The 15,997-nt window shown below is 70.3% G+C and carries 15 protein-coding genes and 1 tRNA gene; 7 read left to right on the forward strand and 9 right to left on the reverse strand.

Features of this window, described 5'->3' with window-relative positions; genetic code table 11:
* Window positions 1–127 precede the first annotated feature (127 nt).
* Window positions 128–388, forward strand: coding sequence for a hypothetical protein (locus tag AC08OV_RS18335; protein WP_476620005.1), 261 nt, complete (start codon window positions 128–130; stop codon window positions 386–388).
* 89 nt (window positions 389–477) lie between these two features.
* Window positions 478–642 (forward strand): hypothetical protein, encoded by a 165-nt coding sequence (locus AC08OV_RS18340; RefSeq protein ID WP_476592135.1) that lies wholly within the window; start codon window positions 478–480, stop codon window positions 640–642.
* 174 nt (window positions 643–816) lie between these two features.
* Here the strand turns inward: AC08OV_RS18340 and AC08OV_RS18345 are convergent.
* Window positions 817–888 (reverse strand) — tRNA-Val (locus AC08OV_RS18345).
* A 101-nt stretch (window positions 889–989) separates the two neighbouring features.
* A complete protein-coding gene (locus tag AC08OV_RS18350; RefSeq protein WP_011437438.1) occupies window positions 990–1,448 on the reverse strand; it encodes a peroxiredoxin in 459 nt (152 codons plus the stop codon).
* Window positions 1,449–1,909: 461 nt separating this feature from the next.
* Between AC08OV_RS18350 and AC08OV_RS18355 the strand changes: the two genes are divergently transcribed.
* A complete protein-coding gene (locus AC08OV_RS18355) occupies window positions 1,910–2,512 on the forward strand; it encodes a DUF4234 domain-containing protein (protein ID WP_476620006.1) in 603 nt (200 codons plus the stop codon).
* A gap of 226 nt (window positions 2,513–2,738) precedes the next feature.
* On the opposite strand, the gene AC08OV_RS18360 is transcribed toward AC08OV_RS18355, so the two are convergent.
* Together AC08OV_RS18360 and AC08OV_RS18365 are read right to left on the reverse strand one after the other, a co-directional pair.
* On the reverse strand, window positions 2,739–3,176 hold the full coding sequence (locus AC08OV_RS18360; protein WP_476614073.1) for a DUF3052 domain-containing protein: 438 nt from the start codon (window positions 3,174–3,176) through the stop codon (window positions 2,739–2,741).
* Between the two features lie 219 nt (window positions 3,177–3,395).
* The gene (locus tag AC08OV_RS18365; protein WP_476614072.1) at window positions 3,396–3,800 is read right to left on the reverse strand and encodes a secondary thiamine-phosphate synthase enzyme YjbQ; all 405 of its coding nucleotides are present in this window, start codon (window positions 3,798–3,800) and stop codon (window positions 3,396–3,398) included.
* 401 nt (window positions 3,801–4,201) lie between these two features.
* Here AC08OV_RS18365 and aceE point away from each other — a divergent pair, with 401 nt between their 5' ends.
* Complete coding sequence (aceE, locus tag AC08OV_RS18370) at window positions 4,202–7,039, forward strand: pyruvate dehydrogenase (acetyl-transferring), homodimeric type (protein WP_476620007.1); 2,838 nt, start codon at window positions 4,202–4,204, stop codon at window positions 7,037–7,039.
* A gap of 1,059 nt (window positions 7,040–8,098) precedes the next feature.
* The gene (locus AC08OV_RS18375; protein ID WP_476600308.1) at window positions 8,099–8,935 is read left to right on the forward strand and encodes a hypothetical protein; all 837 of its coding nucleotides are present in this window, start codon (window positions 8,099–8,101) and stop codon (window positions 8,933–8,935) included.
* A 57-nt stretch (window positions 8,936–8,992) separates the two neighbouring features.
* Here AC08OV_RS18375 and AC08OV_RS18380 read toward each other — a convergent pair whose 3' ends face one another.
* A complete protein-coding gene (locus AC08OV_RS18380; protein ID WP_476614070.1) occupies window positions 8,993–10,579 on the reverse strand; it encodes a phosphatase PAP2 family protein in 1,587 nt (528 codons plus the stop codon).
* A gap of 171 nt (window positions 10,580–10,750) precedes the next feature.
* Window positions 10,751–11,137 (reverse strand): DUF5999 family protein, encoded by a 387-nt coding sequence (locus AC08OV_RS18385; RefSeq protein ID WP_476620008.1) that lies wholly within the window; start codon window positions 11,135–11,137, stop codon window positions 10,751–10,753.
* A gap of 400 nt (window positions 11,138–11,537) precedes the next feature.
* Between AC08OV_RS18385 and AC08OV_RS18390 the strand changes: the two genes are divergently transcribed.
* Both AC08OV_RS18390 and AC08OV_RS18395 read left to right on the forward strand, forming a co-directional pair.
* Window positions 11,538–12,959 carry a glycosyltransferase family 2 protein gene (locus AC08OV_RS18390; protein ID WP_476614068.1) on the forward strand — a complete coding sequence of 474 codons (1,422 nt, stop codon included), beginning with the start codon at window positions 11,538–11,540 and terminating at the stop codon, window positions 12,957–12,959.
* 18 nt (window positions 12,960–12,977) lie between these two features.
* Window positions 12,978–14,681, forward strand: coding sequence for a hypothetical protein (locus AC08OV_RS18395; RefSeq protein ID WP_476614067.1), 1,704 nt, complete (start codon window positions 12,978–12,980; stop codon window positions 14,679–14,681).
* On the opposite strand, the gene AC08OV_RS18400 is transcribed toward AC08OV_RS18395, so the two are convergent.
* The 3 genes from AC08OV_RS18400 to AC08OV_RS18410 form a co-directional block, all read right to left on the reverse strand.
* A complete protein-coding gene (locus AC08OV_RS18400; RefSeq protein ID WP_476614066.1) occupies window positions 14,632–15,045 on the reverse strand; it encodes a CoA-binding protein in 414 nt (137 codons plus the stop codon). The genes AC08OV_RS18395 and AC08OV_RS18400 overlap by 50 nt on opposite strands.
* Before the next feature lie 59 nt (window positions 15,046–15,104).
* Entirely contained in the window at window positions 15,105–15,314 is a 210-nt protein-coding gene (locus tag AC08OV_RS18405) for a DUF4177 domain-containing protein (protein WP_476614065.1), read from the reverse strand.
* 99 nt (window positions 15,315–15,413) lie between these two features.
* Window positions 15,414–15,809, reverse strand: a complete 396-nt coding sequence (locus AC08OV_RS18410; RefSeq protein ID WP_476614064.1) for a serine/threonine protein kinase — start codon at window positions 15,807–15,809, stop codon at window positions 15,414–15,416.
* Window positions 15,810–15,997: the final 188 nt, after the last annotated feature.

A 15,997-nucleotide genomic window follows, 5' to 3' on the forward strand; every position in this document is an offset into this window, starting at 1 on the left:
GATGGAGCCTCCCCGCCCGCGAAGTCCCTCCGCCCCGGCTCGTCCCCGGGGTGCCGGCTCGCGGGTGGGGAGGCTCCATCACACGCGAGGAGACAGACGCATGGGGTGAACCGACCCCGGCACCCCGGTGGGCACACCGTTGGACTGGCGCCGGGCGGCCTGCGCCCCCGCGGCCCAGTTCGCCCGCGACGGCGCGGAAGTCGTCATCCAGTACCGGTATGCCGGCGAGGTCCACGAGCTCCGGATGCCCGGCGTCATCTGGTCCGGCCTCCTCCAGGAGGCCCGCGGGGCCACGTTCACCACGCTGACCGCCGAGTGGACGGAGTGGGCGGTCGCCAGCGGCCTGGTCCGCCACGTGGACGGCCACGTTGACCTGCGCTACGGCTAGCTGGGCCTCCGGGACATCCGCCTGCCCGCCACGATCTGGGATCAGATCCTCGCCGCGATCCGCGCACACGCCATCGACGGCCTCGACCGGTGACGGTCTGGCTCCAGCTCTGCAAGGACTGCAACGGTTTCGCGGTGCGGATCGGTGTCTACGCGACCAGCTACGGCCGTCCGCTCACGCTGATCTCATACCGCCCGTTCGCGGCGAGGTGGCGGACAAGCGCGCCGCGCTCACCCGTCTCGACGACCACCTGAGCGGCGCCTGACCGGACCACTCCCCCACGGTGGCCCCGGGCGCGTTGCTACACCCGCGGCGATTCACGGCTTTCGAGCGCCCCGATTGCCGCCATGGGGGGCTCGGCCCCCCAGCAGACATCGCGGCTGGCGGCGAAGCCAATCGAAGATCGGCAAGCAAGCGGAACCAGCCCGTGGGCGCGGCAGGGATCGAACCTGCGACCACTCGCTTGTAAGGCGAGCGCTCTCCCGCTGAGCTACGCGCCCGGGAGATGACGAGGTCAACTAAGACTACGCAGCGGCGAGCCCCGGCGGGAGCCGGCCCTCCACGACTCCCCAGACGCAGGCCGGCTCCCGCAAGGACGATCTTAGAGGATGGCGAGCGCCTTGAGGTACTCGGCCTGGTCCCGCGCGTCGGGGATGTTGTTGACGACCTTCCAGCGGACGACACCCTCCTTGTCGATGACGAAGGTGCCCCGCAGGGAGATGCCCCGCTCCGCGTTGAAGACGCCGTACGCGCTCGCGACGGCGCCGTGCGGCCAGAAGTCGGCGAGCAGCGGGAACTCGTAGCCCTGCTGGTCGGCCCAGACCTTGTGGGCGAACGGCGAGTCGACCGACACGGCCAGCACCTGGACGTCGTCGTTCTGGAACGAAGCGAGATCGTCCCGCACGGAGCACAGCTCGCCCTGGCAGACGCCGGTGAAGGTCAACGGGTAGAACAGCAGGACCACGTTGCGCTTACCCTGGAACTCGGACAGCGTGACAACCTCGTTGTTCTGGTCCTTCAGTGAGAAGTCCGGGGCGACGGAGCCAACCTCGACGGCCATGGGCTCTTTCCTCTCCACAACGGTGGGGAACTGATCAGGGACCGGTGACCACAACGGATGATCACTACGGCGACGGGCCCCGCGCCAGATCCGGCGAGGGTACTCACCGATCGGCACGGATGTCCCGATCCAGCATGCCATTGCCGGCTACCTCGAAGCTGGCCGCCCATCCGCGGCGTGCCCTACACGACCTTCCGGATCTCCGCCATATCGCCTGGAACCGCACCCGACCTGGATGTTCACCCGCGTGCTCGGCAATCAGATCACGGCGATCAGACCGGGATGGAAGGTGTCCTTCCCGGTCCGGTGACCCCGATGCGGCGGGTGTGCGGGTTTTCGAGGCCAGAGTGCCCTAGTCTGGCCGATCGACGCGGGAGCCGCACCGGCCGGAGATGCGTGGGGGCATGGTGCCGTGCCCCGCGACCGCCACTGGTATGGACACCGATGAGGACAGGGCCACTTTGACCAATCAGAGTTCCACCCCGCACGGATACCCCGCCCAGGAACCTCACCCGATCGACGGACCGGGCACATCCACCGGCGGATTTCCGATCTATGCGTTTCGTGAGTCTCTGACCGGCCACGAACCGCAGCAAGGCTACCCCGCCACCCCCGACTATGGGACACCGGGCCTGGCCGGACCACCTGGCTCCCCCGACACGTTCCAGGGGTCCGGCCTACTCGGGAGGAGGCGCAACCCCTTCGCGGTGTGGCTGGGTCTTCCTCTGATCACCCTGGGTGTCTACCCGTTCGTCTGGATCTACCGGACGAGCAAAGAGCTCGCCGAGTATGACCGGCGCATCGAGGTGAACCCGACGCTGTCGCTGCTGGCCTTCCTGATCGGCTGGATGATCATCTTCCCGCCGTTCGTCGCGGCCTGGCGGCTCGGCACCCGCGTCCGTAGCGCCCAGCGTGCGGCCGGGGTAGCCGAGACGAATCCGGTCCTGGCCTTCGCTCTCTTCCTCATCGGCGGCGGCGCGTTGGTCCTGCAATTCGGAATCAACCGCATCTGGGACCGCTACCCCGGGGCGGTCGAGGGCCAGCAGGTGCCGCTCTACCGGTAACCGCTCTACCAGTGACCGCCCGCCGCCCGGCCCACCCCGAGCGCCGCCCGCGGCAGCCGGAGGCGCCCATACACCCCGCATCCGTCCCCGAGGCACGCGAGCACGGCGGTGCACGCCCGCCTCGACCCGGGCCCCGAAACCGAGGGAACCGGACCGGACCGACCCATGCCCGGCCGGGCCGGACCGACCCATGCCCGGCCGGGCCGGCCGGACCGGGCACCTTAGGTCAGCGGTGGCGCACCCGCTGCGACTTCGGCGCCGCCAGCCGCTGGCCGGACCACTCCTGGGCGACGCTCAACGTGCTGGTCTGGACGAGACCCGCGGTGGGCACCGCGTCCAGCACGTCACTCGGCTCGACATGGCCGGCACGCCCGGCCTTGGGCGTCAGCAGCCAGATCACGCCGTCGTCGGACAGCTGCCGCCGTGCGTCGATGAGGGCGTTCGCCAGGTCCCCGTCATCCTCCCGCCACCACAGCAGGACGATGTCGACGACGTCGTCGGAGTCCTCGGGGACAAGCTCGGTCCCGCTGGCGCTCGTGATGGCGTCCAGCAGGTCCTGGGCGATGTCGTCGTCCTCGTTGAGCGACTGCACCTGGGTCCCGGCGGAGACTCCCAGCCGCTCCGCTCGGCGCTGACCCTCGGCGTTCGCCGCGGTCGGACTCACCCTCCACTACCTCCTGCTCGTATGTTGACGCTCCGCGTAACCGCGAGGGCGTCCCGTCTCGGTGGACGCATCCAACGATGATCCTCATCGGCTGGTGCGCCTCGACCTAGTCCACCGGACCTTCCGGTGACTGCGCAAGTGCCACGCCGTCGGTTGTGGACAAGCGACGGCGTGGTCAGCCTGGTGTGACTCCCCGCCAGTACCCCGGAGAGAGCGGAATCATCCCGCCAGGAACGACAGCCGGACCGTTCGATCGGGGTTGTCCACGTTGAGGTCCACCAGCGCAATGGACTGCCAGACCCCGAGCGCGAGGCGGCCGTCGATCACCGGCACCGTCAACGAGGGCGGGATGATGGCCGGCATCACATGCGAGCGGCCGTGACCGAACGTTCCATGCGCGTGGCGCCATCTGCCGTCGGCGGGGAGCAGATCCGCGAGCGCCGCGAGCAGGTCGATATCACTACCGGAACCCAACTCGAGGATGGCCACGCCGGCCGTGGCATGCGGCACGAAGACCGACAGCAACCCGTCGCTGGAACCGGCAAGGAACCGCCGCGCATCAGGTGTGAGATCCACCACACTTTCTCGCCGGCCGGTGCGCACGGACAGCGTCGTCGTCTTCATCCGGGTCGCCATCAGGGTGATTGTCCACCACCGCAGGGCCCGGCATCGGCCGCACTACGGACGACATGCCAACAACGCAACGCACATCGCCCAGGTCTCGACCCGGAAGTAACCAAGACGTACGTGACGAGGCCACCGCGATGGAGCACGATGGAGCACGATGGTCCATGACATACCCGCTCTCCGGGTGACCTCCCCCCTCGGCCGTCGAGGGTCGGCCGATCACCCAGAGCGCAGGCATCGTATGGGATGAGCGAGCGGCCGGGATGCGGCGGCGCATTGATCATGCATGTTTCCACTCCGGTACGTTGCAAAAGTGACAACTGGGCCGACGATCGTACGATCAGGACCTTTTCGCATGATCGCGACGGCCCCGGGAAGCTCGAGGAGCAGGAGAAGGCGTGGCGCAGGACACAACCCGGAAGTTCTCGGTCATCACCGACGGGCTACCGAGTCAGCTGCCGGACATCGATCCCTCCGAAACCAGCGAGTGGCTGGAGTCGCTCGACGCCGTCATCGAGGAGTCCGGCCGCGGCCGGGCCCGCTTCATCATGCTGAAGCTCCTCGAACGGGCCCGGGAGAAGGCGGTCGGTGTTCCCGGTCTCACCAGCACCGACTACATCAACACCATCAGCCCGGAGCAGGAGCCCTGGTTCCCCGGCGACGAGCACATCGAACGCCGCATCCGGGCCTACATCCGGTGGAACGCGGCCATCATGGTGAGCCGCGCCAACCGCCCCGAGTTCAATGTCGGCGGTCACATCGCGACCTACGCCTCGAGCGCGAGCCTCTACGAGGTAGGCTTCAACCATTTCTTCCGCGGCAAGGACCATCTCAGTTCCTCGCCGGGAAGCGCCTCGGGTGACCAGATCTTTATTCAGGGTCACGCGTCCCCGGGCATCTACGCCCGCGCCTTCCTGGAAGGCCGGCTGACGGAGAAGCAGCTCGACGCCTTCCGGCGCGAGGGCGAGTCGGGCGGCCTGTCGTCCTACCCCCACCCGCGGCTTATGCCTGATTTCTGGGAGTTTCCCACGGTTTCGATGGGGATCGGGCCGATCAACGCCATCTATCAGGCCCGGTTCAACCGCTACCTGCTCAACCGCCAGATCAAGGACACCTCGAACAGCCGGGTGTGGGCGTTCCTCGGCGACGGCGAGATGGACGAGCCGGAGTCGATCGGCGCGCTGGGCGTGGCCGCCCGCGAGGAGCTCGACAACCTCATCTTCGTGGTCAACTGCAACCTGCAGCGCCTCGACGGCCCGGTCCGCGGCAACGGAAAGATCATGCAGGAGCTGGAGTCGCTGTTCCGGGGCGCCGGCTGGAACGTCATCAAGGTGGTCTGGGGCCGCGACTGGGACCCGCTGCTGGCCAAGGACACCGACGGCGTGCTGGTAAACCGCATGAACACCACGCCGGACGGGCAGTTCCAGACCTACTCGACGTCGTCGGGCGAATACATCCGGGAGCACTTCTTCGGCTCGGACGCCCGGCTGCGCCGGATGGTCGCGGACCTCTCCGACGACGATCTGCGCAAGCTCTCCCGCGGTGGCCACGACTACCGCAAGCTCTACGCGGCCTACAAGGCGGCGACCGAGCACGCGGGCCAGCCCACGGTCATCCTCGCGCACACCATCAAGGGCTGGACCCTGGGCAAGGACTTCGAGGCCCGCAACGCCACCCACCAGATGAAGAAGCTGACCAAGAGCGAGCTCAAGGAGTTCCGCGACCGGCTCTATCTGGCGATCCCGGACTCGGCGCTGTCAGGTGACCTGCCGCCCTACTGCCACCCCGGGCCGGACTCCGAGGAAATCGCGTACATGCGGGAACGCCGGGCCGCACTCGGCGGGTCGATCCCGCGGCGGGTCGTGCGGGCCAAGCCGCTCCCCCAGCCGCCAGCGAAGATCTTCGACGAGCTCCGGAAGGGCTCCGGCAAACAGCCCGTCGCCACGACGATGGCCTTCGTCCGGCTGCTGAAGGACCTCATGAAGACCAAGGAGATGGGCGCGCGTTTCGTGCCGGTCATCCCCGACGAGGCCCGCACCTTCGGCATGGACGCGATGTTTCCGACGGCGAAGATCTACTCGCCGCACGGGCAGCGCTACGAGGCCGTCGACCGCGAACTGCTGCTGTCCTACCAGGAGTCCGAGACCGGTCAGATACTGCACGAAGGCATCAGCGAGGCCGGGTCGATGGGCTCGGTGATCGCCGCCGGCACAGCGTACGCCACCCACGCGCAGTACATGATCCCGGTCTACGTCTTTTACTCGATGTTCGGCTTCCAGCGCACCGGCGACCAGATGTGGGCGCTCGGCGACCAGCTCGGCCGTGGGTTCCTGCTCGGGGCGACCGCCGGTCGGACCACCCTCAACGGCGAGGGCCTGCAGCACCAGGACGGCCACTCCCTGCTCCTGGCCTCGACTAACCCGGCCTGCGTGGCCTACGACCCCGCCTTCGCCTTCGAGGTGACGCACATCGTCCGGGACGCGCTCGACCGAATGTACGGCGAGCGGGACGACAACGTCTTCTACTACCTCACCGTCTACAACGAGCCGGTGCCGCAGCCGGCCGAGCCCGCGGGTCTCGACCCGGCGCAGATCATCTCCGGAATGTACCGGTTCCGCTCGGCCGAGGACCTGGTCGGCGGGCTTCCGGCGGCGGGGGCCGGCGTGGACTCCCCGCCGCGGGCCCAACTGCTGGCCAGCGGGACTTCCATCCACTGGGCGCTGGCGGCGCAGGAGATCCTTGCCGCCGACTTCGGGGTCGCCGCCGACCTGTGGTCGGTGACCTCGTGGAACGAGCTTCGGCGGGAGGCGCTCGACTGCGACCGTGCCAACCTGCTCAACCCCGAGGCCGACGATGCCGTGCCGTACGTGACCCGCGCTCTCGAAGGGGCCGCCGGCCCGGTCGTGGCGGTCTCCGACTGGATGCGCGCGGTGCCCGACCAGATCTCCCGGTGGGTTCCGCAGCCGTTCACCTCGCTGGGCACTGACGGGTACGGCCGCTCCGACACCCGGGCCGCCCTGCGCCGGCACTTCAAGGTCGACGCCGAGTCGATCGTCGTCGCGACCCTGGAAGCCCTCGTCCGGGCCGGTGAGGTCAAGGCCACCACGGTCGGGGACGCGATCAGGCGATTCGGGCTGCGCGCCGGCGAGGCCGGCCTGAACGGGCCCGAGGCGATCGTGGCCGGCACCAGGATCGTGGCCAGCACCGAGCAGGACGAGCGGCCGATCTCGGGCTGACCGACCCACCCAGGCCCCGGAGCGCCCCGGCCCCGGGATTACCCGGATTGCCCGGGCATCCGGGCCATTCGGGGCCTCCCCGGCGCCGACGGAGCCACCTGCGGGCTCCCCGGTGCCGGGGAGCCCGAGGTCACGGTGCCGGACCGGACCCCCGCGGGGCCCACCCGGCGCGGAGCCCCGGGTAGCGGGCCCGGAAGGTGGGGCCCGGAAGGTGGGGCCCGCGCGATGGAGCCCACCGCGTTCGGACCATCACCTCCAGGCCGGCCCGGCCGGCCCATCCGGCCCACCGCATTCGGATCGGTACCTCCGGGCCACCCCGACTGGGCGCCGGGCCGCGCGCCGGATCCCCCTGGCGCCCGATCTCGGCCCCGCGACCTCGGGTTTCATTCTCCGGGCCCACCGCGTTGACCTTCTGCATCCGGGCGCACCTGGTTCCGGCGCGCCCGGTCCGGACCCCCCGGAGGAGTTACCCAGCGCATCAGCACTGTCCGTGATGAACCCCACCGCGCCCGGCTTCATCGGGGTCCACCGCCGTCCCCGATTCGGCTACGCCCCGGGGCTTTCGCGGTACCCCATGTTCCACTCGATGACGCGTTGAGTTCCGCATCGCCGCCGCGGACACTAGTCTCTCGAGGGTGATGTCCAAAGGTTGGTCACGCGGCGTTACCAGCCGCGAAACCGCCGGCGGCGAAGCCTCCGGCACGTACTCCCGACCCCCGTCGGTGTCGGAGAGTAACGAAAACCCGCCTGCCGATCACCGCACGGCCACTTCGCGGTCCGGTACGGTCAGGCATCTGTCAGGTCGCTGTCAGTTCAATTGTCAGGTCAATCAGGAGCCGGCCGGCCAGCCGACGACCAGCCGACCGGCCGGCGCGCGGCTGCGGGTCGTGACGAGGCCCGCGCGGCGCATGCTGCGACGGTCGAGGAGGACGAGGTGAACGGTGTCGCGACGACCACCGCACCCGCGGCGGCATCACCTGTACCGCGGACGGGCGGGAGCGCGGTGAACCCACGGCGGTCCCAGTGCGGCGGCGCGAGCCGCGCGGGCGGGACGGCGGCATGATCCTGCGGGCCCGTCGCATCGAGCGGCTGGAGGAACATCCCAACCTCCGCGGCATTCTCGGCATCCTCGCCCAACTCGTCCACACCACCGACACGGAGCTCGTCTCGCTCGCCGGCGCCTGGCGCAACTCGGGGTACCTCGCCGCCGCCCGGGACAAGGCGCTCTCCCCCGACTCGCCATTGATCGTCGAGGTGCTGGCCGCCTTCGACGCGTTGAGCGCGATCTACGCCGACGACCTCACCGGCGCGGAGTACGTCACCGTCGAACCGACGATCGCCGCCACGGCTCTGCGCGCGATGCGCGACGCGGTCGCCGCCTCCTACGCCCGGCCCATCCTCGGCCGCGCGGAGTATGCGGCGCTGATGCGTCCGTGGCGCACGGTCTACCCCCGCGCGCGCGCACACGAACCCGACCTCGGCCCGGCCGCGGCGGACGTGAAGCGGGTTCTCGCGGCACTCCCGGTCCTCGCCGGGCGCTGCCACGATCCAGACAGCCTCGAGGTCTTCGACGGCCTGCTGGTGTCCGCGCTCACCCGCGACGACTCCGCGCACCAGATGGCGATGGACGCCGCCTTCGCGAGCGCCGTGGTGACCGGGCGTCGCCGGGTGTGGACCCTGGTCCGGCGCAGCGCCGCCGAGGGCTTCTGGCGGTTGTGCCCGTACTGCCGCGGCCATCGGGGCACCGATTCGAGCGAGGACCGGCGGGTCATGGAGCTGTGCGCCGACCTGGCCTGCGCGCTGCTCGTCGAGGATCTCCTCGACGCCGACCAGTTCACCCGGCTGACCAGCCCGCTGCACACGCTCATCCCGTTGCAGCACCGCCGCGGTCGCTGACGCCGCCGCGGTCCGCCCGGCTGTCGGTCCGCCCGGCTGTCGGTCCACCGGCCCGGCTCAGCCGGATGCGTCGGGCCGCCACGGCCGGTAGACGATCAGTCGGGCTCCGCCCGGAGTGATGACGATGCGTTCCACCCCCTCCGTGACCTCGCCGTCACAGGCGAACGGCAGCGGGCCGGGCTGACGGGATGAGATCGTGACCCGTTCGACCGTGTGTTGTTCGTACACCCGGCTGCGCCCGAGACGGCCGGTCAGCACCGCCCCCACCAGCCGGAGCCGGGCAAGCGGCGCCGCGGCGTCGACCACCCGCAGGTCCAGCAGCCCTTCGTCAAGGCGGGTGCGGTAGCTGGGGGCGAACCCGCCGGGCTGGTAGATCCCGTTGCCGACGAAGATCAGCCAGACCCGGCGGTACTCGGAGTCGATCTCGACCTCGAACGGCGCTTCGTGGCGCAGCACCCAGCTCAGCGCGATGAGCATCGCCGGCCACTTGCCGATGTGGCGCTCGAACCGTGCACGGATGGCGACCATGTCCGGGTAACCGCCGAGGCTCGCGGTGTTCACGAAGATACGGGAGAACCGACTGAACGTCGCGCTGATGCCCTCGGCCCGGCCGATGCCGACGGCGACCGCCGAACCCTCCCGTATCGCCTGCACCGAGTCACCCGCCCCGGCGAGTCCGACGTCCGCGGCGAAGTGGTTGAGCGTGCCCGCGGGGAAGACCGCCAGCGGCACGCCGTGCGCCAGCGCGGTCTGGGCGGCCGCGTTGATGGTGCCGTCGCCGCCGGCGACGCCCAGCACACGGGACCGCGCCGCCGCGGACACCAGCGCGGTTCTTACGTCGCCGCCCGCGTCGACCTCGACGACCCGGGCCCTGGGCAGGTCGGCCCGCAGCACGGCGAGCAGGTCCGTGTGGTTACCCGGACCGGAACGGGCGTTCACCACCACGGTGAGGCCGTCGCCGTCGGGCAGGGCGGGCGCCCACGCCGACGCGGGGCTGGCCCGGGCAGGGGCCCACGGCCGACGCGGCATCACCTTCGTCGTCAGCAGGCCCGCCCCGATCCCCAGCAGCACGCCGGCGGCCACGTCCCCGGGATAGTGCACCCCGACGTACACCCGGGAGAACGCCACCGTGGCGGCGAGCGCGGCCACCGGCACTGCCGCGCCGGGCGCGTCCAACGCGACTCCGGTAGCGAAGGCGGCCGCCGACGCCGCGTGCCCGGAGGGGAACGAGAACGTCGTGAGATCCTCGCGAAGCCGCCGCAGCGGGGGAATCGTGTGAGTCGGTGGGCGGTCCCGGCGGAACACCACCTTCATCGGCCCGTTGGCGAGGACGCTCGCGACTCCCAGGGCGAGCAGACCACGGGCGGCCGCCGGACGACGGCGTCCCTTCGTCGCACCGAGCGTCCCGGCCACCCCCCACCAGAGCAGACCGTGATCGGCGGCATGAGACAGCCGCGGCAGCACCGGGTCGAGCAGCGGTCTGCCGCCGGCCAGCGCCGCGAACAGCGACCGGTCCGCCCTGGTGAAGGCGTGCAGGAACGTCCGGCCCAGCGCGATGTCACGGCGCATGAGGATCCGGGCGCGCCGACCGACCCGGCTCTCCGCGGGCCAGCGGAGAGCGGTCCCGGTTCCCGGCCTCGTCACCGGCCTTGACCCCACGCCGGCACCGTACCCGTAACGGGGACACCCAGATCAACTGGGATGAACCTCACATCCTCCCGAACCCCGCGGGAGGAGCGAGCGGAAGGAGCTCGCTGTCAGGCCGCGGCTGTCGGAGCGCGCCTGTTCAGAGCGCGCCTGTTCAGAGCGCGCCTGTCAGACCGCGACCGGGGCCTGGCTCGCCCATCTCGGAGCCGGCGGCCATGCCACGCCCCCGGGCCGGGGCAGCGCCCGTCGTGGCTCGACGGTGCGACCTGTCGGCAGGATCTCGCCGGTGTCCTCGAACAGGATCACCCCGTTACACAGCAGGATCCAGCCCTGGTCCCAATGCTGGCTGGCCACCCGGGCGGCGTCACGATCCACACTGTCCGCCGTGGGGCAGGGCGGGGAGTGCGGGCAACCACGTCGCGGGGGTGCGGCTGCGCGTGAGGCGCCGGCGGGCAGGGGATCGGAGGACGGCTCGGGCGAGGAGGGCTCCGGGTCGTCGGAGGGCACCGGGGACGCCGATGCCGGGTCTGAAACGCGAACAGCTTGCACGAGCACCAGACGTTACGCCTCTCCGTAAGAAGCGTCACACCGAGGCGCGGGTGAAGGGGCCGACATGTCTGCGACCCCGGCCCGCAAGTCAGCGTGGACAACGGCTGTGACCAGCGCGGATGCGAAACACGGCACATCGGGAACCAGCCGGGCGGACCACGGGGTGCCTACAGCGAGATGCCGGTAACAGGACCGGACCATCGGATCGGTAGGTTACGGGGCGGTGGCCGAGCGGTTCCGCCACCCTGACCGCAACAATGACGTGGGCCGGTTCCGCTGATGCGCCCACCTGCATGAACGGCGCCCGTTGCCCCCGGCGACCGGGCATCGACACGGCAGGGCCACGGACAGGCACCAGTGAACGGCCACGGACCCGGACATGCCCGGCCACAAGGGGGTACGGACGATGGACGGCGCCACGAGTGTCGGTACCGATACCTTCGGGGGCATCCCCACCGGCGGGGGTTCCGGCCCGCGTGCCGGCGGAAAGCCGGTCGAGGTGTCGGTCGTCATGCCGTGTCTGAACGAGCAGGAGTCGGTCGGCATCTGCGTACACAAGGCCCTTGCGGGACTGGCCATCGCGGGTGCCGCGGGCGAGGTCGTCGTTGTCGACAACGGGTCCACGGACCGGTCGGCGGACGTCGCCGCCGCCGCGGGTGCCCGGGTCGTCCGCGAGACCCGGCGCGGCTACGGCAACGCCTACCTGGCCGGGTTCGCCGCCGCCCGAGGCCGGCTGATCGTGATGGGCGACGCCGACGACTCCTACGACTTCTCAGATCTGGGCGTCCTGCTCGCTCCGCTGCGCGCCGGGCGGGCCGACTACGTGCTCGGGTCGCGCTTCGCCGGGGAGATCCTGCCGGGAGCGATGCCCTGGCTGCACCGTTACGTCGGCAACCCCGCACTCACCGGCATCCTGAACCGGCTGTTCGACGTCCGTTCCTCCGACGCGCACTCGGGCATGCGGGCCTTCAGCCGAGAGGCGTACCTGCGTATGCAGCTGCGCTGCGAGGGGATGGAGCTCGCCTCCGAACTGGTGATCGCCGCGGGCCGCGCCGAGCTGCGGATCGAGGAGGTGCCGATCACCTACCATCCGCGGGTCGGGGCCTCCAAGCTGCACTCCCTGCGGGACGGTTGGCGGCACCTGCGGTTCATGCTGCTGCTGGCGCCGAGGCACCTGTTCGTGCTGCCCGGCCTGGTGCTGCTGGCGCTCGGGATCGTGGGCCAGGCGGCGCTGCTGCCCGGCTCGCTCAATCTCGGCTTCCACCGGCTGGACCTGCACTTCTCGATCCTGTTCGCGCTGCTGGCGCTGCTCGGCTGGCAACTGGTGCTGCTGGGGGTCTGCGCCGACGTCCACAACCACGCCCTCGGCTGGCAGGAGCGCCGCCGCTGGCCACTGCCGCTCATCCACCGCCTGTTCACCCTCGAACGCGGGCTTGCGCTCGGCGCGGGCCTGTTCATCGTCGGATTCGTCGTGGACGTGGTCGTCCTCGTCCGCTGGCTGGCCAACAATCTCGGGCCGCTCAACGAGATGCGCCCGGCACTGCTCGCGATGACGCTGATGGTGCTGGGCGCGCAGACCGCCTTCGGATCCTTCTTCCTGCGGCTGCTGACCGCCGGGCCCAGCGGGGGGCATCAGCGGGCGTCGGCCCGCGGTACCCGTGCCGACACGGGCCCTGACGCGGGCGCGGTTGCGAGTGCCGGCCCAGGCTCCACCCGGGTCGGGACAGACTCCACCCGGGCCGGGGCGAGCGGCCCACGGGCCGACACGCCCGGTCTCGGCCCGTTCTTCGAGGCGCCGGAACACCCGGCCGAGGTCGTCAGGTTCTGAGAACGGCGGATATTCATCATGGCCGTCCTGGGCAGAATGGCCGTCCTGGGCAGACGCCGCTTTCCAGCGCTGCCCGGCGACGCCGCGCCCGTCTCCCTACGCGATCCCGCTGTCCTCGGGGATGACCCCGCGGATGACCTCGCCGCCCCGGGCCGGGTGCCGTCCGGGGAGCACCCCGGCCCGCTCTATGGCCCGAACGCGCGGCGCCGTGCATCGGGTCCGGCCTCCGCCCAGCCGGCCCGACCCGCCCGGCCGGCCCGACCCGCCCGGCCGGTCACGCGGCATCTACCCTTCGCGGTTCTCCTGGTCGCCGGGATGACGCTGCGGGTGGTCACCGGGCACGCCTACCGGCCGGCGTTCGAGTTCAACGGCGACTCCTATGCCTACCTGCGACTTTCCACCCTGCACGCGCCCGACCCGATGCGGCCGGCCGGCTACCCCGCCTTCCTGCGCCTGCTGTCGCACACCGGCGACCTGTGGTGGGTGACAGTGGTCCAGCACGTCGCGGGCCTGGCGCTCGGGGTGGGGATCTACGTCCTGCTGGTCCACCGCCGAGTGGCGGCCCCGGTAGCGGCCCTCGCCGCCGCGCCGGTCCTGCTGGACGCCTACCAGCTTGTCCTCGAGCACTACGTGATGGCCGAGACACTGTTCGCGGTCCTGCTGGTCGCCGCGATGATCGCCCTGACCTGGTCGACACGACCGTCGGTGTGGGCGTGCGGGCTCGCCGGCCTGTTACTGGGCGGGGCGGGCCTGGTCCGCACCATCGGGGTCGCCATGGGTGTGCTCGCCGTGGGCTACCTGCTTCTTCGTCGCGTCGGATGGCTCCGGTCCGCCGCCTTCGCCGTGATGCTCGCCGTTCCACTCGTCGGCTACGCGGGCTGGTTCCACACCGCGCACGGGAAATACGCGCTCACCGGTGGGGACGCGGTGTGGATGTACGGCCGGGTGGCACCGATCGCCGAATGTGATCGCCTGCACCTGAGCACGCGCCAGCTCGTCCTGTGCTCCCCGCATCCGGTGACGGGGCGGCCCGATCCCAGCTACTACGTCTGGAACGGCAACAGCCCGCACTGGCGGCTCGACATGCCCGACGACAAGCGGGACGCGCTGCTGCGCGACTTCACCCGCCAGGTCATCCGGTATCAGTTCGGTGACTACGCCCGGATGGTCGGCGGGGAGATCGCGCACTACTTCGCCCCGGGCCGACCGGTCGGGCACCGCGACTGGCCGGACGCGACCTGGCGGTTCCCGACCGGTGACGAACCGCGCTACCTGCACAACAACGAGCCGCTGCTCGGCTTCCACGGGGACGCGCCCACCCGCGTCATCCGCGAGCCGTCCGCCGGTTTCCTGCGGAGCTACCAGCGTCTCGTCTTCACGCCCGGTCCGGCCCTGGCCGCGATGGTGATCGTCACCATCGCCGCGATCATAACCCCGGACCGGGACCGCCGTGCGTCGCCGGGGAACCACAGCACCCGGCGCCGGGGAGGCCTGCGGGACCGGGCCGCCGAAGCTCGACGGCTGCGGGCGGACATGGCCCTCCTCGTGGCGGCCGGGGCCGCCACGCTCATCGTCCCGGCCGCGACGGTGTGCTTCGACTATCGCTACCTGCTCCCCGTCCTCGTGCTCTTCCCGCCTGCCGCCGCGCTCGCGACCCGCCGCTTCGTACTGCTCAGTCGAGCCCCAACCGGGGTGCCTCGATCGCCGGGCAGGTGTCCATGACGACGTCCAGCCCGGCCTCGCCCGCACGCGCCGCGGCAGCCTCGTCCCGCACGCCGAGCTGGAGCCAGACACCCTTCGCGCCGATCTTCACTGCCTCGTCGACGACCGGGCCGGCGAACTCCGACCGGACAAACAGGTCGACGACGTCGACGGGGAACGGGATCTCGCTCAACGTCGCGTATCCCTGCTCCCCCGCGACCGTAGGTGCCGAGGGGTGCACAGGTACGACACGCTTGCCGTGCCGTCGCAGGTAGTCCGCAATGCTGTAGGCGGTCCGGCGGGTGTCGTTGGACAGCCCCACCACCGCCCAGACCTCGGTGTCGGTGAGCACGCGGCGAATGGTGTCGTCGTCTCCGAAGCGCATACCTGCATAACCGCCCAGGCCACCCGGTTCATCCGGCCCACGGCGGGACGGGACGGACACTAACCGACGCTGCGCTCGAAGGTCACGAGGATGCCGTCGGTCCCGCCGGGGCCGATACGACCCTTGACCTCCGCCGCGGTGATGGCCTTCAGCTGCCACCCCTGCCTGGCGTGCTCATTGAGGATCCGCTCCAGCTTGTCGCCGGACATCTTGCCTCCGATCAGACCTTCTCTGATCTCCACGACCTTGTACTCGAAACGTCCTGCCATCGATCCATCATACCGATCCGGATCATAAACGCGACGGCCCGCGGGGCCCGCAAAATCCTCGCGGGCCCCGCGGTGGTCCTCTTCCGACTTCTTCCAGGCTCAACCGCAGTTACCCCACGGACTGGTGTAGTTCGTGCCGTCGTGATAGCCGAAGCAACGGACACACTTGTTCTGTGTGTATTGCTTGACCGGACCGGCGTAGTACTGGTAATCCCCGACGTCGTATGACCAGTCCGACCCCTCGATCTGCAGGCCGGCGGTGGTACGCGTCGCCGTCCCGATCGACGCGGTCTTTATGGTCACCACGCAGTTGTACGATCGGTTGTACAGCTGATGGACTGTGGCCCTGCTGAGTGCGTGTGAGCGCTGGACACAGACCTCCTGGGGCGTGTAGGGGTTCGTCGCGGCCTGAGCCGGCGCGGAGGCCGCGACGAACATGAAGCACATCATGGCGATGATCGCGCCTACACCGGCATAGAACCTGCGTATCCGCACAGTGTTCTCCTTACTCTCTCGCGAGGTAGTGGATCCGCATTGCACGGGTACGGTGCGATCAAATCGGTAGACGATCTCATCGTCAGCGCCACCGCGGTTGACCGACAGTTTTTCGCCGACCGATCAATCAATTCCGAACAACCAGCCACCACGAGGATGCGGGATGACGGGATGCGAGGACGCCCTAT

The organism is Frankia sp. CeTa3Moorea, from assembly GCF_978021225.1.

Excerpts from the sequence above, each read along its gene's own strand:
- AC08OV_RS18350 (WP_011437438.1), bottom strand. The coding sequence starts at position 1,448 with ATGGCCGTCGAGGTTGGCTCCGTCGCCCCGGACTTCTCACTGAAGGAC.
- AC08OV_RS18365 (WP_476614072.1), bottom strand. The coding sequence starts at position 3,800 with ATGAAGACGACGACGCTGTCCGTGCGCACCGGCCGGCGAGAAAGTGTG.
- AC08OV_RS18375 (WP_476600308.1), top strand. The coding sequence starts at position 8,099 with ATGATCCTGCGGGCCCGTCGCATCGAGCGGCTGGAGGAACATCCCAAC.
- AC08OV_RS18390 (WP_476614068.1), top strand. The coding sequence starts at position 11,538 with ATGGACGGCGCCACGAGTGTCGGTACCGATACCTTCGGGGGCATCCCC.
- AC08OV_RS18395 (WP_476614067.1), top strand. The coding sequence starts at position 12,978 with ATGGCCGTCCTGGGCAGAATGGCCGTCCTGGGCAGACGCCGCTTTCCA.
- AC08OV_RS18400 (WP_476614066.1), bottom strand. The coding sequence starts at position 15,045 with ATGCGCTTCGGAGACGACGACACCATTCGCCGCGTGCTCACCGACACC.
- AC08OV_RS18405 (WP_476614065.1), bottom strand. The coding sequence starts at position 15,314 with ATGGCAGGACGTTTCGAGTACAAGGTCGTGGAGATCAGAGAAGGTCTG.